The sequence below is a fragment of the Streptomyces sp. NPDC005761 genome (genome assembly GCF_040630635.1).
Lineage (GTDB): Bacteria > Actinomycetota > Actinomycetes > Streptomycetales > Streptomycetaceae > Streptomyces.
In genome coordinates, this window is the sequence record NZ_JBEXXX010000016.1 from 71661 (window position 1) to 95778 (window position 24118).

A 24118-nucleotide genomic window follows, 5' to 3' on the forward strand; every position below is an offset into this window, starting at 1 on the left:
GAACACCGGCGGCTTCGGTCGAATGCCACCATGACTCATGACAACCCTGGGGACCATCTGGAGCAGAACCGACGCTACTGGGACGACGAGGCGGCTGCCTGGCACGGGCCGCTCGCCCGCGATCACTGGGCGCAGGCAGAACCCCGGTGGGGCTTGTGGGCAACGCCGGAGTCCGAGGTCTCCGTGTTGCCGGACGGCATGGCCGGGATGCGGACCATCGAGCTCGGCTGTGGCACGGCCTACGTTTCGGCCTGGCTGGCCAAGGCCGGGGCCCACCCGGTCGGGATCGACCTCTCGGAGAACCAGCTCGCGACCGCTCGCGCGATGCAGGCGGAGTCCGGGATCGACTTCCCCCTTCTCCTGGGCAATGCCGAGACGGTGCCCTACGAGGACGACACGTTCGACCTCGCGATCAGCGAGTACGGCGCCTCGTTGTGGTGCGACCCCTACCGGTGGATCCCGGAAGCGGCCCGGCTTCTCGTTCCCGGAGGCCACTTGGTGTTCATGCGCTACTCGCCCCTGTTCGCGCTGTGTCTCCCGCCCGAGGGACCTGCGTCCACCACCTTGTCCCGCGGGCAGTTCGGCCTGGGCCGGCTGGATGCGGGAAACCACGTGCAGTTCGTCCTGCCGCACGGGGAGATGCTCCGTCTGCTGCGGTCCTGCGGATTCGTCGTGGAAGACCTGATCGAGATTCAGGCGCCCCCTCGTGCCCCCAGGGACTACCCGGAGGTCTCCGCCGACTGGGCGCGGCAATGGCCCAGCGAGGAGATCTGGAAGGCCCGTCTGGACTGACAGCGCACCTCGAGCTGGGCCGGCCGCGCTCGTGACGGCCTCGGCAACGGCTCGCCCGCCCATGGACTGCGGCCGGGAAGGGGACGGGGTGCACGGCGCCTGCCCTGTCCCTCCGTCGCCTCGCGTGACGGCCGGCCCGGAGGTACGACGGTGCCGGCTCCCGCACGTCGGGGGAGCCGGCACCGCCTTCATCGTCTGCTACTGGTTGACGCAGCCGATCGAGCCGACCGGGAAGTTGTTGCCGGTCGATGTCGCAGTGAACCCGAAGGTGACGCTCCCGTCCGGCGGAACGGTCCGGTTGTAGTCGACGTTCCTGACCGTGAGCGCGCCGTCGGAGCCGGTCGTCAGCGCACCGCTCCACACGCTACTGATCTTGGTACCCGCGCCGGGCATCCACTTCACGGCCCAGCCGTTGAGCGCTGTCGTGCCGTGGTTCATGACCTCGACAGACCCCTGGAAGCCGCCGCCCCAGGAGCTGGTGACGCTGTAGACGGCCATGCACCCGGTGTGCGGGTCGGTCGGCGTGGGTGTCGGGGTCGGTGTCGGGTCCGGGGTCGGTGTGCCGCCCGAGCCGCGGATGCCGGTCACCTCGCCGTTGCCACCGTCGAAGACGACGTCGGAGCAGGAGAAGAAGTTCTCCTGGCTGTCCGAGCGAACCCACTGGATGAACATCACCGCGTCACCCGAGCGCCCGGAAGGCAGGTTCATGTCCCAGTAGTAGTGGCCGCCGTCGGTTCCCGGCGAGCCCGTCTGCGCCGGGTTGGTGACCGTGTCGATCAACTCCAGATCGTCCCATCCCAGTTCGGTACTGGGCGAGTAGCCGGGCTTGGACAGGTACACCCGGAACGAGCCAGGATGCGCTGCCCAGTTGCTGTGCTTGATCTGGATGGTGTTCCCGGAGGTCAGGTGTGTGCGGGGCCAGTCGGAGCGCGCGGCGTTGTATCCGGTGAAGTTGTACGGCGACCGGTCGCCGGCGCTGCACAGCTTCCCGTCCGGGACATAACCCTGCCCACGCCCACCCGCGTTGGAGTCGAGCACGGCGAACCAGTTGTACAACGCGGTCGGGCCGCTCTCGTCCAGCGCGGCCCGGCACGCCGGATTGGTCGGATCCAGGGAGCCGGTGCTGGTCTTGGCGTCCAGCCAGCAGAGGTAGGTGCGCGACCCCGGCGTCATCGTCACGCCGTGCGCCTGCGCGTTGCCCTGGCCCAGTAACGTGAGGGCTATTCCGCTGAGCAGCGTTGCCAGCACCGTTGCCAGAGCGGCAAGTTGTTTCCTGCGTCGAGTCATGCTGTCTCCTGTGCCTGTGTGGGGTTGTCTTCCGGCCGGGCCTGTCTCCTGTGGTCACATCGCTCGGTTCGCCGACGTCGGTCCCGTCCGTCGGACCTCCGTCAACGGCTGCGTCGGCCCGGGCGTCCGGGCCCGGCCTCGACGGCACCCGCGTCTCCGCGACGGTGGTGGGAGCGTTGCGCTGTTCGCTGAGCAGGTTGCGCGCGGCGATCGGGCCACGCGGGTGGAGCTTGCATGCCGGGCTTCTCCGGGAGGGGGGACCGGACGGGGCGATCAGGGAATCGGAAGCACACCCTCATCACGGATGGGAGCGCTCCCATATGTTGTTTAGTAGAGGACTGTAGAAGTGCCGACGTGTCCCTGACAAGGTATAGGGACGGAATGCAACGGGCTGATCCCGAAGGGGCAGGTCAGGGAAGGGCGGGGGAGCAACGCCCGGCAGCCAGGCGCCCGTTACCCCGGGAGCGCTCCCGTGGATCGGCCCACCGGGCGGGCGCTCGGTCCGGTGACGGCAGCCGGGTCGCTCCGGCGGTCGAACTGGGTGCACCCGGATGCCTCAGGTCGACTCGCGCACCACCAGTTGCGTCCGCAGGATCACATGGCGCCAGGCGACCTGCGGTTGGTCCATCTCCTCCAGCAGCAGCCGCACCATGGTCCGGCCGATCTCCTCCATCGGCTGGCGAACGGTCGTCAGGGGCGGCTCGGTCTGTTCAGCCAGCTCGAAGTCGTCGAAGCCGATCACCGCCACATCCTGCGGGACCCGGCGCCCCACCGCGTGCAGGGCGGTCATCGCCCCGGCGGCCATGCTGTCCGACGCGGCGAAGACGGCGTCGACCTCCGGGTGCCGCTCGATGAGCCCGGCCATCGCCCGTCGCCCGCTCGCCTCGCTGAAATCGCCTTGTGCGATCAGGGACGGCACCTCGTCGAGCCCGGCCTCGCTCAACGCTTCCCGGTAGCCGCGCAGTCTGCACCGGGAGGCGTACATCTCGGGCGGGCCCGTGATGGCGGCGATGGCTCTGCGCCCGCCGCGCGTCAGATGGGCGACCGCGGCCCGCGCGCCGCCCACGTTGTCCGCGTCCACATACGTCACCCGTTCCTCGTCCGAGCGCCTGCCCAGCAGTACCGTGGGCAGCCCGGCGTCGGCCAGCATGTCCGGCAAGCGGTCCTCGGCGCGTACGGACATGAGCAGCGCCCCGTCGATCCGGCCGCCGCGCACGTACTTCACGAGCCGCTGCCGTTCGGCGTCCGTGCGGACGAGCGTGAGCAGCAGTTGTACGTCCGCCTCGGTCAGGGCATCGCCGACCGCTCGCACGACCTCCGAGAAGAACGGCTCGCCGAACAGCCGCCAGTCCGTCTTCGTCATCACCAGCGCGACGGCGTCCGCGCGCCGCCCGGCCAGTGAGCGTGCGGCCAGGTTGGGAACGTAGTCCAGTTCGTCGATGGCGCGCTGCACGGCCCGGCGTGTGGACGCCTTGACGCCCGACGCGTTGTTGATGACCCGGGAGACCGTGCCGCGCCCCACTCCGGCAAGGGCGGCCACTTCCTCCAGCGTCGGTGTGCCGGAACTTCGCTTCAGCATGTTCCCACCCCCAAGACATCCGATCTTACGGCCCGTCGGGTGCTGGGCCCGAAAGAATTCGGAGAAGAGGCGGCCCTCGAAACGATGTCGGAGAGGCAGGGGAACGCGGGGGAGCGGCGCCGGCGTCCGTGGTCATCGGGTGCGACCGCGTCATGTGACGAGCCGGTGATTTTTGGGCGCCCCGCATGGACAGTGAAGGCGAATCCTGTCCAACAGCTTGACGGCGCGTCGCGCGTCCCCCGAGATTGGGAGCGCTCCCAAAAGCTTGGCGTCGAACGGGGCGCAATGTCGTTGAGTGACCCGTTCTGCGGGTTGACCCCACGATGACGCGTGGTCAACCCACCCCGGGTCAAGGCCGTTTCCGCTCGACAACGGAACCGGTGGTTCATCTGTTGACGCGGCGGGAGCGCTCCCATTGCGTCGTTTTCACTTCGTGCGAGGAGGAATGCTATGAAACGCTTTTTGGCACTACTGGCGACCTGTGCGACGATCCTGGGCCTCACGGGCTTCTTCAGCCCCCAGGCCGTGGCCGCCACCGGATGCAAGGTCGACTACACGGTCACCAGCCAGTGGCAGGGCGGCTTCCAGGCCGGTGTGAAGATCACCAACCTCGGTGCACCCATCTCCGGCTGGAAGCTCGCCATCGCGATGCCGGACGCGGGCCAGAAGCTCGTCCAGGGCTGGAACGCCACCTGGTCGCAGTCCGGTTCCACGGTCACCGCCGCCGGAATCGACTGGAACCGCACGCTGAACACCGGTGCGGCCGTCGAGGTGGGGATGGTGGGTTCCTTCACGGGCGCCAACCCGAAGCCGACGGCGTACACGCTCAACGGCGTCGCCTGTACGGGGTCCGTCGACGAGACCCCCACGCCCGACCCGGGCGGCGACGGCACCCCCGTGGGCATCAACGGACAGGTTCACGTCTGCGGAGTGCACCTGTGCAATCAGTACGACCGCCCCGTACAGCTGCGGGGGATGAGCACGCACGGCATCCAGTGGTTCAGTCAGTGCTACAACAACGCCTCCCTGGACGCGCTGGCGAAGGACTGGAAGTCAGACCTGCTGCGCGTCGCCATGTACGTGCAGGAGGACGGCTACGAGACCGACCCGGCAGGATTCACGAGCCGGGTGAACAGCCTCGTCGACATGGCCGAAGCGCGCGGCATGTACGCGATGATCGACTTCCACACGCTGACGCCGGGCGATCCGAACTACAACCTCGACCGCGCGAAGACGTTCTTCGCGTCCGTGGCGGCCCGCAACGCGGGCAAGAAGAACGTGATCTACGAGATCGCCAATGAGCCCAACGGGGTGAGCTGGACGGCCATCAAGAACTATGCCGAACAGGTCATTCCGGTGATCAGGGCCGCAGACCCGGACGCTGTCGTCATCGTCGGTACGCGCGGCTGGTCCTCGCTGGGGGTCTCCGACGGTTCCAGCGAGAGCGAGGTCGTCAACAACCCTGTCAATGCGTCCAACATCATGTACGCGTTCCACTTCTACGCCGCGAGCCACAAGGACTCCTACCGTGCCGCGGTGAGCCGGGCGTCCTCTCAACTCCCGCTCTTCGTCACCGAATTCGGCACCGTGAGCGCCACGGGAGGCGGAGCGCTGGACCGGTCGAGCACTACGGCGTGGCTGGATCTGCTGGATCAGTTGAAGATCGGCTACGCGAACTGGACCTACTCCGACGCTCCTGAGAGCAGCGCGGCGCTCCGGCCCGGCACCTGCGACGGCAGCGACTACAGCAGCAGCGGTGTGCTGACCGAATCGGGGACCTTGCTCAAGAGCCGGATCAGCACCGCGGACAACTTCCCCACCAGCTGACGACGTCATGCGCGCACCCTCGACCGGGCGGCGGCCCGGTTGCGCATGACCTGACACACCCTGCGACCGTCCCGCCGGAAGTGCTCCGGTGGGACGGTCGTGGGGGCCGCGGTGCGCCGGCCTCCCACCTGAATGGCGCAGGGCAGTCTTCCGGAGCAGAGTGGAACTACTGGAGCACAGGTCGGCGGAGCAATGTGTTCGATTCGATCCGCCCCTGTTCGATCAACTCTGTGCGAGGAACTCATGGCGACAATCGACAGCCGGAGTGGCACTGAACTGCGAACGAGCGACACATCGGGTGGAACCCGGGGAACCACCGTCATCGCGGACACCGTGGTCGCGACGATCGCCGGGATAGCCGTGCGGGAGACGGAGGGAGTCTATTCCCTCGGCGGGGGCGCCTCGCGGGCTCTGGGGGCGGTCAAGGACAAGGTCTCCCGTTCCAACGACCACGGCCGCGGGGTGAAGGTGGAGGTCGGCGAGAAGCAGACCGCCATCGACGTCGACATCGTGGTGGAGTACGGCATCGCCATCATGGACATGGCCCGAGACATCCGCACCCATGTCACGGACGCGGTCGGGACCATGACGGGACTGGAAGTCGTCGAGATCAACATCAAGGTGATCGACGTCCACGTCCCGGAATCCGATGACGACGGTGACGACGACGAGGGTTCTGCGCCGAAGTCACGCGTCAGGTGAGACGGACCCGCCCGGGTGCGGCGGACTCGGACGGAGGCGCGAGCGCCGACGGCATCGCGTGCCCGGGCACGCCGTCCCGACCCGCTTCGGGGGAGTCCGGCCCGCCCGGCGCCCGGCACTGGGGCGGCGGCCACGCGGTGACCGGTGCGCACCCTTGCCCGTGCGCGGAACGAAACCCTTTCCCCGGCCGAGTACTCAGCTGTGGCGGGGGGCCGCGGTGCGGGCAGCCGGTGGGTTCACGGCGACGCCCTTGAAGAACGTGTAGTGGAACGTTCCGTCGTCGTCGGTGGTGCGGTGCAGGTCGGCGATCCCCTGGTCCCACTCGGCCGTTGAGGTGAGGGCGGCGGCCACCGCCTTGTCCCGGACCGACGCGACCATGGCGATGAAGGTGTTGCGGGTGAAGCCGTCGACCATCGCGGGCAGGGTCCGGTCGGCGTAGACCGTGAGTGGCCGGACCACGACATCGCCGTAACCGGCATCGGCCAGCAGCGGCTGAACCTGCCGGCCGAGCAGCGCGTTCCCCCCGGCGGCTGCCTGGAGGCGGACCTGGCAGCCGATCGCCGCCCGGGCATGCGCGCTGTCTGGGTGGAAGAACGCCGACCCGTGGTCCCCCTCGATCACGGTGATGGTGCCCCCGGGCCGCAACACGCGGCGCAGGCCGGCCAGCGCCAGCCGGGGGTCCGTCAGGTGTTCCAGGACGAAGCACACGAAGACGTGGTCGAACTCCCCGTCGGCGAAGGGCAGGTCGTACGCGTCGGCGCGGTGCCACTCCACCCGCGCCCCGGGCGCGAACTCCGCGGCGCGGGCGCGGGCCTGCGCCAGTGAATCCTCGGATCGGTCGACCGCGACGATGTGTGCCCGGGGACTGGAGCGGAGCAGATGGACGGTCTGGGCGCCGATCCCGCACCCGAGCTCCAGCACCCGACTGCCTGCGGGGTAGGCCGTGCCGGCGTGCAGCAACTGCGCCAGTATGTCCGCCTGGTCGCCCAGTCGCCGTCCCTCACGCGGCGAGTATCCATGCACGTAATCGCCCGCCGGAACAGGGGCGGAGGGAGTGGTGACTGTGTTCATGGCCCCAACTCTGTTGCCACAATGGCCCGATGAACAGATCCAATGAGGGTGCTCCCGGCCGGTCCATAACGGCGGGGGCCGACTTCCTGCATCTGGCCATCGACGAGGCTCCGGAGGGCGGGAAGTCCGACTGGCTGGCCCGGCAGATCCGGCTCGCGCTGGCGGACGGGCGCCTGCCGGTGGGCAGCAGACTGCCGGCCACCCGGGTCCTGGCCGGTGAACTGGGCGTATCGCGCGGGGTGGTCACCGAGGCGTACCAACGCCTGGTGGAGGACGGTCACCTCGCCGGACGCGGACGCAACGGCACGATCGTGGTCGGTGCCCCCGCGCCGATCACGGTGACCAGACCTCCCACACCCACCAGTTCACCGTCACCCGAGGCGTTGTTCGCCGCGGCGCCCGGCGCGGCCATCTTCGACACGATGCGCAGGGCCCGGGCACGCATCGACCTCTCCCCGGGGTTTCCCGACCTGGCCGCGTTCCCGCGAGCGGCGTGGCTGCGTACCGAACGCCGCGTCCTCGACCACCTCGCGGCATCCGACCTCGGATACGGAGACCCACGCGGTACACCGGCACTTCGCCTGGCCATCGCGAACTGGATCGCCCGCAACCGCGGCATCAGGGCGGACCCCGACGAGATCCTCATCGTCGCCGGCACCGCCCAGACGCTCAGCCTGCTCGGGCGGGTGCTGCGCGATGACGGCCTCTCCGCGGTGGCCGTGGAGGACCCCGGCTCCCTCGGGTCCCGGCAGCTCCTGCACAACTGCGGACTGGCCACCCCGCCGGTGGAGGTCGACTCCGAAGGCATACGCGTCGATGAGCTGCGCGCCACGGGTGAAGCGGCCGTACTTCTCACCCCCGCGCACCAGTTCCCGACCGGCGTGGTTCTCCGTGGCAGCCGGCGCGGCGAACTGACGCGCTGGGCACGCGAATGCGGAGGTCTGATCATCGAGGACGACTACGACGCCGAGCACCGCTACGACCGGACTCCGGTGCCCGCCGTGCGGTCGGTGCTCGCCGAGAACGTCGTCTACGCCGGAAGCGTCTCGAAGCTCCTCGCGCCGGCCCTGCGCATCGGATGGGTCCTCGCCCCGCCGAAGTACCGCGACGCCCTCGTGGACGCCAAACGGTTCGCCGACCTGGGCAACGCGGCCCTGCCCCAGCTCGTCCTGGCACGGTTCATGGAGTCGGGTGCGATGGAACGTCAACTGCGCCACCTGCGCCGGCACCATCGTCACCGCCGGGATGCCATGATCAAAGCCATCGCCACCCACCTGCCGGGCGCCCTCGTGCACGGTGCGGCGGCCGGCCTGCATCTGACCGTCACCTTTGACGCCGACTGCGCCGACACGGAGCTCGCGGCCACCGCACTCGCCCGCGAGGTGAAGGTTCATCCCCTGTCCTGGCACAGCCAGCGACCCCGCCGGCCGGGGCTGGTCCTGGGGTACGCCGCGAGCACACCCACCGACATCGACGAGGGCGTCTCGATACTCGGGGAGGTGCTGCGGGACAGCGGCGTCGGTTCCGGCGCCTGATGCGGGCGGGTGTCGTGCCCGCTCGACCGGTCTGCGCACAGCACGGGGCATCCGGGCGGCCGGGTCGTGACGCCTGCCGCCGGGTTGTCAGGACGGCCACGGGTCGGTCTGCCGGCCCACGACCGGCAGTGCCAGGGCAACCCCTTCGGCATCGGCCTTCCGGGTCAGGTACTCCATGGTGGCCGTGAAGTCGTCCAGGAAGGCGCGGAAGGGGCGGAGAGGGCGGTCGAGGGGGCGAAAGAAGTCGTCCCAGTGGATGGGGACGACGCGCTGAGCGCCCGTGGCCGTGACCAGCCGGTGCCAGTACTCCTCCCGGAAGGCGCGATCCTGTTTGCCGAGCGCGCCGATCCCCAGATACACGGTCTCGGCGAAGTGGCCGTCGAGGGCGCCGGGCAGGCTGTGGGCGCTGGCGTGGACCAGGAGCCGGCGCGCGCCGTGCCGGACGTGAAGGGTGTAGCAGTCACCGGTCCTGTAGTCCGTGGCGCGGACCGGGGGCCGCAGCGGCCGCTCGATGCGGCCGGGGGCGAGGTCGCCGGGGCTGTGGCGGGCGGGCAGGGCGGTGAGCGTGAAGCGCCCGATCGCGAACGGCTCGCCGGTGACGACCTGCTGGAAACGGTCGTCGGGAAACCCCTGCCCTCGGGCGATGTTGCGGGTGGAGGGGGAACCGATGAGCCGGGCACCCGTCATGGCGGCGACCTCGGGGGAGTCCAGGGCGTGGTCGTAGTGCGAGTGGACGACGAACACCGCGTCGAGACGGTCGCGACCGGCCCGGCGCAGACCGGCGGCGATGCGGGCGCGGTCCGGCCGTAGACGGCCGAACCTCATGCGCAGGAGGCCGGGGCGGCTGAAGAACCCGTCGGTGAGGATCGCGGTGTCGCCGTCGTCGAGCAGGATCGTGGACACGCCGAGGAACACGGCCCGCGGCGCCCCCGGCCGCGGCGGAGTGGGTAGATCGTTCAGATACGTCCATGGTGCGAGGCTCGGAGCCCGCAGGCCCCGCAGCGCGTCGGTCACCCGCGGCCCGCGGCCTCCAGTGCCGGTCTCCATGCATCCCCCTGGCGCAAGCGGCTTGTCACCCACTACGGATGACGAGCCGTCAGTATCCATCGCGGACGCTGACGGTGGGGGCGAGGAGCCTGCCCCGGGCTCCTGGCGGCGCGGCAGGTCCTGCTACGACACGGGCGGGTAGGGGTTCTCGGCAAGCACCTTGGCGAGATGAGCCGCATTGACGGCGAGGGTGTGCGTCGTGGCGGCGACCGCTTCGGGCGTCCCGTCCAGGTCCTGGTAGTCCGTGCCGTGCTGCGCCTCGCCGACCCAGTACGACACCGCTCCGGGCGGCAGGGTGAAACCCAGGTCGTCGAGTCCCTGGAAGAGATCGGCGCTCACCTTGTGCGCACCGTCCTCGTTGCCGACCACGGCGGCGATACCCACTTTGCCGTACGTCAGCTGCCGGCCCCCGTCGTCGGTTTCCGAGATGTCGGCGTTGAGACGCTCCAACACGCGCTGGCACACGCTGGAGGGGTGCCCCAGCCAGATGGGGGTGGACACCAGCACGATGTCCGCGGCCATCACCTTGCGGCGGAGCTCGGGCCACGCGTCTCCCTCGCCCATGTCCTGCGCCACCCCCGGACGCACGTCATGGTCGACCACGCGTACGGTCTCTCCCGCCACGCCGAGACCGGAGAGCTCGGCCATGATCTGATCCGCCAGCAAGTGGCTGCTGGAACGCTTCGGGGACGGTGACAGGGTGCAGACGAGAGCAAGAGCGCGTGCCATGTCGTGGAACTCCTTCGAATGCCGCACACGGGACGGTCGTCCCGTCGGAACGTGGGCGCCGCGCGCTGCGTAACGCCCCGCGTGCCGCCACCGAGGCGGCCGGCACCGGCCGGCCACCTCCACGTGGTGCCGTATACCCGGTGCGGTGTCCGTCAGGCGGCTGATCCCCCGAATGCCAGCAGGAGTGGACGGGCGGACCACAGGGCAGGAGCCGGGGACCGCCGCTCGAGTGGCGGCGGATCGCGGGCACACCGAGGCTGGGAGAGGTGGGCGAGCGCCTGACGCCACGGACAGCGACCTGTTCACGTTCGTACCCACGTGGAGGCTTCGGATGACGACTGCTGCCGCACCACCCATCGACCTCGGGAACCTGTGGACCCTGCCGGGTGTCTACGCGCCCCAGGCCGACACCTACCTCCTGGCCCGGGTGCTCCACGCCGAGGGGATCACGGCGGAGACGGACGTCCTCGACGTGTGCACGGGAAGCGGCGCTCTCGCCCTGCTGGCCGCGAGGATGGGAGCACGGGTGTCGGCTACCGACATCTCGCGACGCGCGGTGCTCACTGCCCGGATGAACGCCGCCCGCGCCGGGCAGCGGATCCGGGTGCTGCGCGGTGACCTCACCGGGCCGGTCTCCGCGCAGCGCTTCGACGTGGTGGTGAGCAATCCGCCCTACGTTCCCGCCCCGCATGCCCGCCGCAGCCACCGGCCCGAGGTCGCGTGGGATGCGGGGCAGAGCGGGCGGGAGGCCGTCGACCGGATTTGCGCTCATGCCCAGGACGTGCTCCGCCCCCAGGGCGTACTGCTCATGGTGCACTCCGGTCTCTGCGGCGTCGAGGAGTCGCTGAGGCGGCTGGGCGATACCGGTCTGCGTTGCTCGGTGACGGAGCGGACCCGCGTACCCTTCGGGCCCGTGATCACCAAGCGGCTGCCGTGGCTGCGGGCCCGGGGCCTGATCGGCGCAGACGAGGACACGGAGGAGCTGGTGGTGATCCGTGCCGAACGAAGCTGACCGTGCCAGGCGCGTGAGCGTCGACCGCAACGGCCCGATGCTGATCGAGGGGCCGGTGGAGATCGTCCGGGAGGACGGGACGGTGGCCACCTCCGACCGGTTCGTCGTCGCCGTGTGCACCTGCCGCCGCAGTCGCATCTACCCGTGGTGCGACACCAGCCACCGCCGCCACTCACGGCCTCCCGAGGCCGGTCACCGCGAGGGCGACGACGGGTCCCACGGGGCCGGGACGCCCGGCGACCAGGACTGACCGCAGTCCCGCGCGCTCACGCCGAGCCGCGCCTCGGCCGGCGATGGCTGCGCCTGGCCACGGCGTCGGCCGGCCGGTGGAGGGGGCGCCGTACCGGGAACGACGGTGCTGATGGGTTGAACCGCAGGTCGATGTCTCCGTCGACCGTTTCCACCGGTGGCCGCTGCTGGTGCAGCGCGCCCAGCGCATCGCGGGGACGCGCCCCGCCCGGCTGTTCGCCCCTGAGCCCGGCGTCGGCCCATCCTCCTGAGATCACAACTTCCCCCGGAACAGGAGTAATTCACGACTTCCTACTGGACGGCGGACAGAAGTTTCGTACGCTGCGGAAGTCGGAAAGGTCACTGAGGGGGACCCACATGTCGTTGCGCAAAGGCGCCAATACGCCGGTGGACAGTGCCCGCGTGCGGGTGGAGCTCGGCTGGCGCGAAGGCCCCGGAGCGCCTGACGTGGACGTGTCGGCTCTTCTGCTGACCGCCGTCGGCAAGGTGCGCTCGGACAACGACTTCGTGTTCTACAACCAGCCCGTTCACCCCAGCGGGGCGGTGCGCCATGAAGGCAGACGCCAGGACGGTGGCGGTGCGGTCGAGACGATCGACGTGGCGCTTTCGGCGGTGGAGCAGGAGATCGGGACCGTCGTCGTCGCGGCGTCCACGGACGGCACGTTCGGGCAGGTCGCCGGACTGTTCGTGCGCGTGCTCGACGCGGTGACCGGCGCCGAGGCCGCGCGGTTCGACGCCACGGACGCCACGACGGAGACCGCGTTCGTGCTCGGGGAACTGTACCGGCGCAACGGCGCCTGGAAGTTCCGGGCGGTGGGCCAGGGGTACGCATCCGGACTGGCGGGTCTCGCCACCGATTTCGGGATCAGTGTCGACGAGCCCGCCGCACCCACGCCGGTGTCCCCACCGCAGCCCGCCGCGCCCGCGCGCGTATCCCTGCCGCAGCCCGCCCCGCCCGCCCCGCCCGCACCGCTTCCTCCGGTCCGGCCGCCCGTCCCCGCTCAGCCGGTGCGTCTCACGAAGATCACATTGACCAAGACGGCGCCTTCGGTGTCGCTGGCCAAGCAGGGTGCGACCTCGGGAGCTATGCGGGTCAACCTCTCGTGGAGTGCCCGTCGGCCGCCGCGCGGCTGGATGAGGAAGGGGGAGGAGGCCGTCCGGCTGGAGGACGTCGATCTGGACCTCTCCTGCCTCTGGGAGTTGCAGAACGGGGCGACGGGGATCGTCCACCCCATCAACAACCAGTTCGGCTCGTTCGACCAGGCTCCCTACGTCCAATTGGACCAGGACGACCGGACGGGCACGAGCGAGACCGGCGAGAACCTGACGATCAACCTTGATCACACCGCCGAGATCAAGCGCCTTCTGGTGTTCGTGGTCATCTATGCCGGGGCATCGAGCTTCGCGGGACTGCACGGCGTTGCCACGCTGTATCCGCCCGTCGGCCCGCCGATCGAGGTGCTCCTGGACGAGTGCACCGTTCCCTCTCAAGTGGCCCCGATCGCACTGATCGAGAACATCGGCGGGGAACTGATCGTCCGCCGGGAGGCGAAGTACCTCCTGACGCCGCCCGGCATCTTCAAGCAGCAGGCCGCGGACCTCGAGTACGGCTGGGGCCTGACGTGGCAGGGGGCCAGTAAGGACTGACGGGGCTGCGTCCCGTCCTGCGTCGGTCGCGCGGCAGGTACCGTCATCGGTCGGCCCGTCTGCCGACGCACTCGCGGCAGGCACCGTCATCGGCCGGCCCGTTCGCCGGTGCACTCGCGCGGCAGGCACCGTCATCGGCCGGCCCGTTCGCCGGTGCACTCGCGCGGCAGGCACCGTCATCGGTCGGCCCGTTCGCCGGTGCACTCCCGACAGGCGGGCGTGCGCGGTGAACGGGTGCGTTGATCGATCCTCCGTACAAGCGGCTCGCCAACCGCGGTGCCGTCCTTTCGCATGCGCTCGCCCGGGTCAGGGTGCTCCGCCACGGCGGCATCCAACTCGCCCTGGACGTAACCCGGATCGGCGTACGCGGCGCGCACCGTGCCCCGCTCGGCGTGGGCTCCGCCGGACGAAGTGCCACGGGCGTCCGCGAACCTACGGTGAACCGGCCATCCGGGCGTGCGAGGTGGCCGGTTTCCATCGGTGGTTAGGTTAGGCTAACCTCGCCCCGTGATCGTGACTCCGCTCGACCGAGAAGACTCCCCGCCGGCTCGCCGTGCCGCGACGGCCCCCGGCGTTCAGCCCGGGCTCGCCGCCGCGGACCTCACGGTCGCCTACGACGGCACCGACGTCGTGCACGAGGCGGACCTGCACCTGCCCCGCGGAAAGGTCACCGCACTGATCGGCCCCAACGGCAGTGGCAAGTCGACCCTGCTGCGCGCCGTCGCCCGCCTCCACCGGGCCCGCACCGGAAGCGTGACCCTGCGGACCGGCAGCGACGACGCGATCGACGCCCTCGCGCTCTCACGCACCGAGTTCGCCCGACGCATCACGCTGCTCGCGCAGAGCCGCGCGACCCCGGCCGGCCTCAGCGTCCGGGAGGTCGTCGCCTTCGGGCGTCACCCCTACCGAGGGCGGCTGCGCGGAACCGACCCGGACGGGGCACGGCTCATCGAACACGCCCTGGCCGTCACGAACGTCACCGACCTCGCCGACCGCGGCGTCGAAAGCCTGTCCGGCGGTCAGTTGCAACGTGTCTGGTTCGCCTGCTGCCTGGCGCAGGACACCGAAGTCCTCCTGCTCGACGAGCCGACGACCTATCTCGACCTGCGCTATCAGGTGGAGGTCCTGGACCTCGTCCGGGACCTCGCCGACACCCATGGCGTGACCATCGGGGTCGTCCTGCACGACCTGGACCAGGCGGCCGCCGTGGCGGACCGCATCGTCCTGCTCTCCGCGGGCCGCGTCGCCGCCTCGGGCACCCCGGCCGCGGTGTACGACCCCCAACTGCTCACCGACACCTACGGCATCCGTATCGAGGTCGAGACCGACCTCGCCACAGGAACCCCCCGCACCCGTGCGGTGGGGAGACATCACCTTCGCCTCGAAAGGGCCTGAATTCCCCCATGACGAACAAGCACTGGGCGCTGCCCGCGATCGCGGCCGCCGCAGCGGTCACCCTCGCAGGCTGCGGCACATCCGAGGGACCCGAGAAGGAATCCGTCGCCGACTCCACGCTGACGGTCACCGACTCGCGTGGTCAGAAGGTGACGCTCGACGGACCGGCCAAGCGCGTCGTCGGCACCGAATGGAACGTCGTCGAATCGCTCATCACGCTGGGCGTGGCCCCCGTCGGCGTCGCCGACGTGAAGGGGTACACGGCCTACGACACCGCGGCGCCGCTGCCCGACGGCGTCACGGACATCGGCACCCGCGGCGAGCCCAGCGTCGACACGGTCGCAGGGCTGAAGCCGGACCTGATCGTCGCCACGGACGACCTGAGCGGCTCCGCCATCAAGCAGCTCTCCAAGGTGGCCCCGCTCATCGTCGTGAAGGCGGCGGACGCCGGCCGTCAGATCGACCGGATGACCGACAACGTCAACCTCATCGCCGAGGCCACCGGAACCCAGGACAAGGCGAAGGCTGAGATAGCCACCTTCCGCCAGAAGCTCGCCGACGGCAGGAAGGAGCTCGCCGCCGCCGGTCTCGAAGGAGAGAAGGTCGCCTTCGCCGACGGGTGGAAGGAGGGCAGCCAGGTCTCGGTACGCCCGTTCGTCAAGGGTTCGCTGCTCACCGACGTCAACACCGAACTCGGCCTGGTGAGCCCCTGGACGATGAAGGGGGACAAGGCCTACGGGCTGGCGGCCACCGACGTCGAGGGCCTCACGAAGATCGGCGACTCCACGTTCGTCTACATCGCCAACGACTCCGACGGCGGCGACCCCTTCGCCGACGGGCTGAAGGACAACGCCGTGTGGAAGTCGCTCCCCTTCGTGAAGAAGGGTGATGTCCACCGACTCCCGGACGGTGTCTGGATGTTCGGCGGCACCGCCTCGATAAGGCAGTACGTCGACGCGGTCGTGGACGCACTGACCAAGTGAACGTGAGCACCCGTACGGCGAAGGCCGCACCCATGTCGGCGGCCGGCCCGGCGGAGTCCAAACGCTCCGCCCGGCCCGGCCGCCCGGCCCGCCGCGGCAGCCTGTCCCTCGTCGCTCTCGGCGCGCTCCTCACTCTGCTCGTCCTCATGGCCGTGCACATCAGCCAGGGCACGGCGGCCGTGGGACCGCACACCATCTGGCGGGCCTTCGCCGCACATCTGCCGGGGGGCGATGACGGGCAGGCACAGGCCGACGCGGTCCTGGTCGCGTCCAGGCTGCCGCGCCTCGCCGCAGGACTGCTCGTCGGCTGCACACTCGGCGCCGCCGGAGCCGCCCTGCAGTCGGTGTCCCGCAATGTGCTCGCGTCGCCCGACACATTGGCCGTGGACGCCGGCGCCTACCTCGCGGTCGTCGCCGTCGCCGCGTTCGGCATCACGCTGCCTCCTCTGATGGCGGGCAGCACGGCGCTGATCGGCGGACTGCTCGCCGCCGCCGTCGTGCTGGGCCTCGCCCGCGCGGGAGCGGGCCCGACCCGGCTCGTGCTCGCAGGCTCCGCACTCACCCTCGGGCTCAGCGGCCTGAGCCAGATGCTGCTGCTCCTGCGCGCCCAGCAGACGACAGGCCTCTACGCCTGGGGAAACGGCTCCCTGGCACAGATCGGCATGCAGACGATCAACCCGCTCGCACCGGTCGCCCTGGTGGCCCTCGCCGGTCTGATCGTGCTCGGCAGACGACTGGACATCCTCGCCCTCGGCGACGACGGCGCCGCCGTCATCGGCGTCAACCCGCGTGTCACCCGGGCGGTCGTCGTCGTCCTTGCCGTCGTCCTGGCGGCCGTCTCCGTCACCGTCGCCGGCCCCATCGGCTTCGTCGGCCTGTGTGCGCCGGCCATCGTGCGACTCGTCGGCTCCCGGGTGCCCGCGCTCCTGCGCCATCGCGTGTTCGTCCCCGCGTCGTCCGTGGCCGGGGTCCTCGTCGTGGTCGGTGCCGACGTACTGCTGCGCGCCCTGTTCGGCGGCCAGGCGGGAGCGGCCGTTCCGACCGGCATCGTGACCAGCTTCTTCGGCGCGGCCGTACTCGTCGTCCTGGCATACCGGTCCCACGACGTGGGTGCCGGCGGTCCCGCAGCCGCGTTCGTACGCCTCCGCAGCCGACGGGCCTTCGTCGTCACCGTCGCGGTTCTGAGCACCGGCCTCGTCGCCCTCGTCGTCGTATCGGCGCTCCTCGGGGACGCCCCTCTGCTCCTCGGCGACGTGGCCAAGTGGGCCACCGGGCGGTCCGGACGCTTCGTCACCTACGTTCTCGACAGCCGGATGCCGCGGATCGCCGCCGCACTGCTGGCCGGGGCCGCGCTGGCCGTCGCGGGCACCGTGGTGCAGGCGGTCTCCCGCAACCCGCTGGCCGAGCCCGGCATCCTCGGGGTCGTCGGGGGCGCGGGAGCAGGTGCGGTCATCACCCTGACAGCCGTCCCGCTCGCCGGCTACTGGGCCGTCAGCGGTTCGGCGCTCGCCGGAGCCGCAGGTGCCGCGGCGTTGGTCTTCGGGCTCGCCGCCCGGCGCGGACTGGAACAGAACAGGCTGGTGCTGATCGGTATCGGTGTGTCCGCGGGGGCCTCGGCATTCGTCAGCCTCCTCATCGTGCTGACCGATCCCTTCAACGGGACGAAGGCGCTCGCGTGGCTGGCGGGATCGACCTACGGACGCACGTTCCCGGAGACCGTCCCGGTGCTTGCCGCGCTGGTGGTGGCCATGCCGGTGCTCGCAGTCAGGCGCCGCGAACTCGACCTCATCGGACTGGACGCCGATACGCCCCGTCTGCTGGGGATCCGGCTCGGAACGAACCGGCTGGGCCTGCTCGCACTCGCGGTGGTGCTCACCGCGACCGCGGTGGCGGCGGTCGGCGTCATCGGCTTCGTCGGGCTCGTGGCACCGCACGCAGCACGCGCCCTCGTCGGCCAGCGTCACGGGCGGGTCCTGCCCGTGGCCGCCCTGCTGGGGTCCCTGCTGGTCGTCGTCGCAGACACGATCGGCCGAACGGTCATCGCCCCCGCACAGATTCCGGTGGGGGTCGGCACGGCGGTGGTGGGGGCTCCGTACTTCGCGTGGCTGCTCTGGCGGTCCAGGGCGCAGAGCTGAGGGCTGTCCCGCCAGGAATCGCGGGACAGCCCTAGGGGCCTGCCGGTCGGTTGCCGGTTTTGCGGGGGCCGGCGCTCGGATCGGGCCGGTCCTGAGGTGACTTGCCCGGGAGGGTGTGCCTTCACCGTCACCGCCGCCGCTCCCGCCGGTCACCGACGGGCTCGTAGACAGTGTCTACCCAATCCTGGTAGACACTGTCCATGGAACTGGAAAGCTCTCTGCGGGAGCGCCTGATCGACGTCGGCGTGGACATCGTCATGACCGACGGAACGGCTTTGCTCGGGCTGAGGGAGATCGCTCGCCGTGCGGGGGTCTCCCACGGAGCCCCACGCCGGTACTTCCCCACTCACCATGCCCTGCTCTCCGCGATCGCCCGTCGGGGCTTCGCGGACCTCGGCTCCCGGTTCGCGGCGGCGACGGACGAAGACGCTTCGCCGCGGGACCGGCTGAGGGCGCTCGCGCGGACCTACCTCGGCTATGCGTGGGAGCACGGTGGCATGTTCGAGCTGATGTTCCGCCACGACCTGCTGAACAGTGAGGCGCAGCCGTCGGACCTGCCTCCCCTGCGCGAGTCGACCCTCCCGTTGTTCGCACACATCGTCGAGCTGGTGACGCGTCATACGGAGGAGCGAACGGCCGCCGGGCCCGCCGTGCCGCCGGCCGTCGCCGCCGCGGCCCTGTGGACCAACCTGCACGGCGCAGCCCAGCTGCGGACGTGGGGCAGCCTGCAACTGGTGCTGGACGCCACCTCCCAGGGCGCGCCTGACGGGGGCGACCCGTTCGACCTGCTCCTCGATGCGGTGCTCGACGCCCACCTCGGCCCGGTGGCCCGGTGACGGCGACCGAACGACCGCGCATCGCACTGCTGGCCGCCGTGGCCGGAGCGATGATCGTCGCGCTGGACGGCACCGTGCTGCTCGTGGCCCAGCCCGACCTGCAACGTGACCTCCGAGCGACCGTGACCCAGGTTCAGTGGACCAGCACCGGCTATCTGCTTGCCGTGGCCTCGTTCCTCGTGATCGCAGGGCGCCTGGGGGACAGGTACGGGCACAAGCGCCTCCTGTGCGTCGGGGTGCTCGGCTTCGGGGCGGCGTCGGCGGGCATCGTCTCAGCGCCCGGGGCCGGCTGGGTGATCGCCCTGCGGATCGCCCAGGGCGTGTTCGGCGCCCTCTTGCAGCCGGCCACCCTGGCGCTGTTGCGGCTCGCCTACCCGCCCGACCGGCTCGGTGCGGCGATCGCCCTGCGAACCGGCGCCATCGGGGTGGCGGCGGGGACCGGCCCGCTGCTCGGGGGCTTCCTCGTCACGCACCTGGGCTGGCGCGCCGTGTTCCTGATCAACGTCCCCGCCGCGCTCGTCATCGCCGCGCTCACCCTCGCGGTGCGCGTGCCGACGCCGCCACGCACCGAGAGCCGCAAGGCCGACCTGGTCACCGCGGCGCTGTTCGCGGCGGCGCTCGCGGCGCTGGTCCACGCGCTGGCCGGCGTTCCGGAGCGCGGCTGGGGCGCACGGCAGACGTTGCTCGGGCTGGGGCTCGTGGTGTGCCTCGCGGCGGGGGCCGTCGTACGCGAACGTCGTAGCCCGCACCCCTTCGTGCCACCTGCTGTGGCGCGGTCGGTGCCGGTGGTCGCCTCGATGGCGATTCTGCTGGCCACCTCGGGCGGGATGTTCGGCGCGCTCTTCGTGGCGACCTTCGTCCTGCAGAACAGCCTCGGGCTCGACCCGCTCACCAGCGGCCTGCGCGTCCTCCCGATGACCGTGCTGATGGTCCTCGGTGCACCTGTCGCCCACGGGGCGCTCCGCAGGTACGGCGCCCGCCGCGCCGCGATCGCAGGGCAAGTCCTCGTCGTCCTCGCCATCGTGGGCCTGTCCGTGCTCGATCCGGCGGGCCCCTGGCCGGCATGGAGCGCGACGTTCGCCGCGCTCGGTGCCGGGTTCGCCGTCGTGATGGTCACCGCCACCGGGACCGTCGTCGGCGACACCCCACCGGGATACGCGGGAGTCGTCGGAGGACTCAAGCAGACCGCCATGAACGTCGGCCCGACGCTCGGCATCGCCGTGGCCGCGGGCATGATGCCGCTGCGGCCGTCCGGCGGCCTGCTCCCGGAAGCCGATCTGCCCACGTCCGGCCCGACCGTGGCCACGGCTCTGCTGGTCCTGGCCGCTCTCGCCGCGCTCGGCCTGCTGCCGGCGTCGCTGCTGCCCTCGCGCCCCGTTCACGGAGAGCGGCGACGGGACGGGCTGCGGGATCTGCCGCGAGAAGTGGCGCGTCCCGGCCGGCCGACGGCGCGAGGCGCCGGTCGGCGCATTCCATGGAGCAGGCGTACGGCGAGCGGTCGCCGTTCTGCGTGAACCCGGGAAGCGCGCAGGGCGCGCCACCGGGGCCGTGCGCCTGCGTCACTCCGCCCAGGGGACCTCGGTGCTGGCGAAGTACGGCAGTCCCCGCTGGTTCCATACCCGTGCGTGGCGGGCCAGTCGCCCGCGGTACTCCGGCCACTCGGGGGCCCGCCCGCACCAGGCGGCCTCCGCCACCGAGGCCAGCCGGGGCAGCAGGAGCACGATGACGTCGTCGAATCCCTTGAACTGCTCGGCGAACACGGTCGCTTCCACACCCGCGACGCAGTCGTCCGGGATCGCGTGCGCGGCCGGGTCCCAGGATGCGGTGTGCTCGATGCCCCGGGGCCGGTAGCTGGCGAAGCCGAGACGCCCGGCGGCTTCGGCCTGCTCGGGCGGTGCGAAACCGGCCGCGTACGGGCGGTCCAGGTACAGATGGGACTGGGGTGACAGCAGCACCCTTCCGCCGCCTTCGACGACCCGCGCGACATCGTGGTCCGCAGGAGCGAAGAACTTCTTGAGCGCCTTGATGAAGGGCAGGGACTGGCCGACGGCCACCAGTTCGGGCCGGGCGGCGAGCTCCTCCTCGGTGTCCGGCAGATCCATCATGGGCACGTCCACCCAGTGCTGGACGATGTCCCGCGGCTCGACGCCGGCCCGTGAGGACTCCTGCCAGGCGACCGGACTCTTGCCGAACTCACGGACGATCGACCGCAGTTCGCGTACGGATGCGGCGAAGCTCTTCGGTGTCGCGCCGAACGCCTCGTCCGCGCCGATGTGGACGAAGGGGCCGGCCGTCAGTTCGCAGACGTCCGCGAGCAGCCGGGTAAGCGTGGCGCGGGTTGCCTCGTCGGTCAGGTCCAGCGGCGGGACAAAGGGGAAGCGCTCCCGCAGTCCGGCCGGTGCTGGTGCTTCGGCGAGTCCCGGTACGGCCTCCCGGAGTGTGCCGCAGTGGCCCGGCAGGTCGATCTCGGGGACGACGGTGACGAAGCGCCGGGCAGCGTACTCCTGGAGCGACCGGAACTCGGCCACGGTGTAGAACTCGCGGACCGGGCCGTCCGTGCAAGGCTCCGTGAGCACGGGAAAGCCGGGCAGTTCCATGCGCCAGCCTTCGTTGTCCGTCAGATGCAGGTGCAGCACATTGAGTTTGTAGAGCGCCACGAGGTCGATGATCCGACGCAGCTCGGCCGGGGTGAGGAAACTGCGGGCCGGGTCCACCATGAGGCCGCGCCAGGCGTACCGCGGGGCGTCCGTCACCTCCTGGAAGGGGAGTTCGCGGCACGCCCCGGCCGTGGCGATCAGCTGGATCGCCGATGTCGCCGCCCGGAACACCCCTTCGGCCGTACGGGCCAGGCACTCGATGCCGTCCGCGGTGACCCTGAGCCGGTACGCCTCGTCGGCCGGGTGCGCGCCGCCGTCCGGAGCGATGCCCAGGGTCGCGCGCGGCGGAGCCGGCGGTGCGTCGTCGAGCGCGAGGAGCAGCGCGTGGGCCGCGGTGTCTGAGCTCTCGGCGGTCAGCAGGCGGTCGGGCAGGTGCGGTGCGAGGAGTGCCCTCAAGGTTTCGACGTGTTGTTCCAGCGCGGGATCGGCGGCCGTGATCCGCCAGGGGCCCGTGGCGCGCAGGGCTCCGTCATCGACGCGAGGGGCCGGCTCGGTGGAAGCGTAGGGGATGACGGCGTTCATGGAGCTTCTCCCTGTGCGCGTGTGGGACCAGGGAGCCGGAGCGCTGTCGTCAGGTTCGGCGCTCCGGCGCGCTGGGTTCGGTGCGGCCCCGGGGCGAGTTCGGCTCAGCCGCCTCTTCTCCCGTACCGCCGCCACCTGTACGCTAACACGAAAACCGATCAATGAACGCTTTTTGCGGAGTGGGCGAGCCCCGTCTCCGAGCGAAAGGAGAACCCCGATGGTGTACGCGGCCGCAACCGGTCCTGCTCTGCCGGAAGGCTTCCTCATGGGCGCCTCGACCTCGGCCCACCAGATCGAGGGGAACAACGTATCCAGCGACTGGTGGGACCTGGAGAACCGTCCCGGCAGCTTCGTCGACGAGCCCAGCGGAGACGCGGTGGACAGCTTCCACCGTTGGCCCGAGGACATGGACCTGCTGCGCGAACTAGGCTTCGACGCCTACCGGTTCAGCATCGAGTGGGCCCGGGTCGAACCACGGCGGGGCATGATCTCCCGGGCAGCCCTGGAGCACTACCGGGCCATGGTGCACGGCGCGCTGGAGAGGGGCCTGCACCCGGTGGTGACGCTCCATCACTTCACTTCACCGCACTGGTTCAGCGAACTCGGGGGCTGGACGGCGCCCCAGGCGCCCGAACTGTTCGCGGCCTACGCCCGCGCAGTGGCCGAGATTCTGCGCGAAGGTGTCCGCTACGTGGCCACGATCAACGAACCCAACATGATGGCGCTGATGTACGCGTTGAAGAGTCATGCCGCCGAACACGGCTGGGAGAGCGTCGCGCCCGGTTCGCACACGGCTCGCGAAGGCGGGGCGGCCGCTGTCGACCCGGCGGCGCTGGAGCCCGACCCGGCGGTGGCGCAGGCCCTGATCCGCGCCCACCGGGCCGCGACCGGAGTCCTGAAGGAGGAGGTCCCGCACCTCCAGGTCGGCTGGACCGTCGCGAACCAGGTCTACCAGGCCGAGCCCGGCGCCGAAGCGGCGACGGCCGCCTACGCATGGGCGCGCGAGGACGTGTTCCTCGAAGCCGCCCGGGAGGACGACTGGATCGGCGTGCAGGCGTACACGCGTCACCGCATGGACGTGGACGGGGCCCTCCCCCCGCCCGAAGGGGCCGAGACGACGCTCACCGGATGGGAGGTCTACCCCGAGGCGCTCGGCGAGGCCGTCCGGCACACCGCGGACGTCGTCGGCGCGCACGTACCCGTCATCGTCACCGAGAACGGCATCGCGACCGAGGACGACGAACAGCGCATCGCTTACACGGCCGCCGCCCTCACGAGCCTCGGGGAGGCGATGGACGACGGCGTCGACGTCCGTGGCTACCTGCACTGGAGCGCGCTGGACAACTACGAGTGGGGCACCTACCGGCCCACCTTCGGGCTCATCGCGGTCGACCGCACCACCTTCGCCCGCGCGCCCAAGGAGTCGGCACGCTGGCTCGGCGCTCTGGCCCGGGCCCACCGGCTGCCGGACCCCGCGGCGCTCGGCTCGGTCTCCGTGCCGTCCGGGCGTTAGGGTGACCGGCATGGCGAAACGGGGCCCGTACGAGAAGGGCGAGGCCAAGCGCAGCGAGATCCTGCACGCGGCACTGGAGATCTTCGCGGCGGAGGGGTACCGGGGTACCTCTCTGCGCAAGGTGGCGGCCAAGTGCAATCTCAGCCTGCCCGGGCTGATGCACTACTTCGACTCGAAGGAGGACCTGCTCACCCAGGTCCTGCGCATGCGCGACGAGACGGCGCGGGTGCGTCAGATCGAACGCGACGATCCGAAGAGCTACCGCGAGATCATCCGGGAAGGCGCGAGCACGCCGGGTCTGGTCGAACTCTTCGTGTCCATGGCTGCGGCCGCCAGCGACCCGGCGCACCCCGCTCACGCCCACTTCGCCGAGCGCTACCCGGTGCTGAGGGAGCGCGTGGCGGACTTCGTGCGGGCGCGCATGGACGAAGGACGGATCAGCACGTCCATCCCGCCGGAGCGGCTGGCCGTGCTCTTGATCGCCGTGGCCGACGGGATCCAGCTGCAATGGCTGATCGACCGGTCGACGGACATGGAACAGCCCATCGAGGACCTCATGCGGATCCTTGATCCGCGCCAGGAGCCCGACGAGGCCTGACA

At 70.8% G+C, this 24118-nt stretch carries 20 protein-coding genes; 14 read left to right on the forward strand and 6 right to left on the reverse strand.

The window, feature by feature from the left end:
* Positions 1-30: 30 nt before the first annotated feature.
* Positions 31-792 carry a class I SAM-dependent methyltransferase gene (locus ABZ434_RS17335; RefSeq protein WP_359136770.1) on the forward strand — a complete coding sequence of 254 codons (762 nt, stop codon included), beginning with the start codon at positions 31-33 and terminating at the stop codon, positions 790-792.
* Between the two features lie 198 nt (positions 793-990).
* Here the strand turns inward: ABZ434_RS17335 and ABZ434_RS17340 are convergent, their stop codons facing one another.
* Positions 991-2079, reverse strand: a complete 1089-nt coding sequence (locus tag ABZ434_RS17340) for a lytic polysaccharide monooxygenase (protein WP_359136773.1) — start codon at positions 2077-2079, stop codon at positions 991-993.
* A gap of 556 nt (positions 2080-2635) precedes the next feature.
* Complete coding sequence (locus tag ABZ434_RS17345) at positions 2636-3658, reverse strand: LacI family DNA-binding transcriptional regulator (RefSeq protein ID WP_359136776.1); 1023 nt, start codon at positions 3656-3658, stop codon at positions 2636-2638.
* Between the two features lie 450 nt (positions 3659-4108).
* Here ABZ434_RS17345 and ABZ434_RS17350 point away from each other — a divergent pair, with 450 nt between their 5' ends.
* Entirely contained in the window at positions 4109-5485 is a 1377-nt protein-coding gene (locus ABZ434_RS17350; RefSeq protein ID WP_359136779.1) for a cellulase family glycosylhydrolase, read from the forward strand.
* 243 nt (positions 5486-5728) lie between these two features.
* Complete coding sequence (locus tag ABZ434_RS17355; protein ID WP_359136782.1) at positions 5729-6187, forward strand: Asp23/Gls24 family envelope stress response protein; 459 nt, start codon at positions 5729-5731, stop codon at positions 6185-6187.
* Between the two features lie 195 nt (positions 6188-6382).
* On the opposite strand, the gene ABZ434_RS17360 is transcribed toward ABZ434_RS17355, so the two are convergent.
* Positions 6383-7258, reverse strand: a complete 876-nt coding sequence (locus tag ABZ434_RS17360; protein ID WP_359136784.1) for a methyltransferase domain-containing protein — start codon at positions 7256-7258, stop codon at positions 6383-6385.
* A gap of 29 nt (positions 7259-7287) precedes the next feature.
* On the opposite strand from ABZ434_RS17360, the gene ABZ434_RS17365 reads away from it, so the two are divergent.
* The gene (locus ABZ434_RS17365) at positions 7288-8793 is read left to right on the forward strand and encodes a PLP-dependent aminotransferase family protein (RefSeq protein WP_359136787.1); all 1506 of its coding nucleotides are present in this window, start codon (positions 7288-7290) and stop codon (positions 8791-8793) included.
* 87 nt (positions 8794-8880) lie between these two features.
* Here ABZ434_RS17365 and ABZ434_RS17370 read toward each other — a convergent pair whose 3' ends face one another.
* Both ABZ434_RS17370 and ABZ434_RS17375 read right to left on the reverse strand, forming a co-directional pair.
* Positions 8881-9840, reverse strand: a complete 960-nt coding sequence (locus ABZ434_RS17370) for an MBL fold metallo-hydrolase (RefSeq protein WP_359136790.1) — start codon at positions 9838-9840, stop codon at positions 8881-8883.
* A gap of 123 nt (positions 9841-9963) precedes the next feature.
* On the reverse strand, positions 9964-10569 hold the full coding sequence (locus ABZ434_RS17375; RefSeq protein WP_359136793.1) for an NAD(P)H-dependent oxidoreductase: 606 nt from the start codon (positions 10567-10569) through the stop codon (positions 9964-9966).
* Positions 10570-10900: 331 nt separating this feature from the next.
* On the opposite strand from ABZ434_RS17375, the gene ABZ434_RS17380 reads away from it, so the two are divergent.
* The 8 genes from ABZ434_RS17380 to ABZ434_RS17415 all read left to right on the forward strand — a co-directional run bounded on the left by ABZ434_RS17380 (position 10901) and on the right by ABZ434_RS17415 (position 20340).
* Positions 10901-11581, forward strand: coding sequence for a HemK2/MTQ2 family protein methyltransferase (locus ABZ434_RS17380; RefSeq protein ID WP_359136796.1), 681 nt, complete (start codon positions 10901-10903; stop codon positions 11579-11581).
* A complete protein-coding gene (locus ABZ434_RS17385; protein ID WP_359136799.1) occupies positions 11565-11831 on the forward strand; it encodes a CDGSH iron-sulfur domain-containing protein in 267 nt (88 codons plus the stop codon). The genes ABZ434_RS17380 and ABZ434_RS17385 overlap by 17 nt, the downstream gene beginning before the upstream one ends.
* Before the next feature lie 356 nt (positions 11832-12187).
* Complete coding sequence (locus ABZ434_RS17390; protein ID WP_359136802.1) at positions 12188-13477, forward strand: TerD family protein; 1290 nt, start codon at positions 12188-12190, stop codon at positions 13475-13477.
* A 630-nt stretch (positions 13478-14107) separates the two neighbouring features.
* Entirely contained in the window at positions 14108-14872 is a 765-nt protein-coding gene (locus tag ABZ434_RS17395; RefSeq protein ID WP_359136974.1) for an ABC transporter ATP-binding protein, read from the forward strand.
* 8 nt (positions 14873-14880) lie between these two features.
* Positions 14881-15855 carry an iron-siderophore ABC transporter substrate-binding protein gene (locus ABZ434_RS17400; RefSeq protein WP_359136805.1) on the forward strand — a complete coding sequence of 325 codons (975 nt, stop codon included), beginning with the start codon at positions 14881-14883 and terminating at the stop codon, positions 15853-15855.
* Positions 15856-15887: 32 nt separating this feature from the next.
* A complete protein-coding gene (locus ABZ434_RS17405) occupies positions 15888-17990 on the forward strand; it encodes an iron ABC transporter permease (protein WP_359136977.1) in 2103 nt (700 codons plus the stop codon).
* A gap of 200 nt (positions 17991-18190) precedes the next feature.
* Positions 18191-18826, forward strand: a complete 636-nt coding sequence (locus ABZ434_RS17410) for a TetR/AcrR family transcriptional regulator (RefSeq protein ID WP_359136812.1) — start codon at positions 18191-18193, stop codon at positions 18824-18826.
* 50 nt (positions 18827-18876) lie between these two features.
* Positions 18877-20340, forward strand: coding sequence for an MFS transporter (locus ABZ434_RS17415; RefSeq protein ID WP_359136980.1), 1464 nt, complete (start codon positions 18877-18879; stop codon positions 20338-20340).
* 45 nt (positions 20341-20385) lie between these two features.
* Here the strand turns inward: ABZ434_RS17415 and ABZ434_RS17420 are convergent, their stop codons facing one another.
* Positions 20386-22005 carry a family 20 glycosylhydrolase gene (locus ABZ434_RS17420; RefSeq protein WP_359136815.1) on the reverse strand — a complete coding sequence of 540 codons (1620 nt, stop codon included), beginning with the start codon at positions 22003-22005 and terminating at the stop codon, positions 20386-20388.
* 217 nt (positions 22006-22222) lie between these two features.
* Between ABZ434_RS17420 and ABZ434_RS17425 the strand changes: the two genes are divergently transcribed.
* Both ABZ434_RS17425 and ABZ434_RS17430 read left to right on the forward strand, forming a co-directional pair.
* On the forward strand, positions 22223-23518 hold the full coding sequence (locus tag ABZ434_RS17425) for a family 1 glycosylhydrolase (RefSeq protein ID WP_359136818.1): 1296 nt from the start codon (positions 22223-22225) through the stop codon (positions 23516-23518).
* Between the two features lie 10 nt (positions 23519-23528).
* A complete protein-coding gene (locus ABZ434_RS17430; RefSeq protein WP_359136821.1) occupies positions 23529-24116 on the forward strand; it encodes a TetR/AcrR family transcriptional regulator in 588 nt (195 codons plus the stop codon).
* Positions 24117-24118 lie beyond the last annotated feature (2 nt).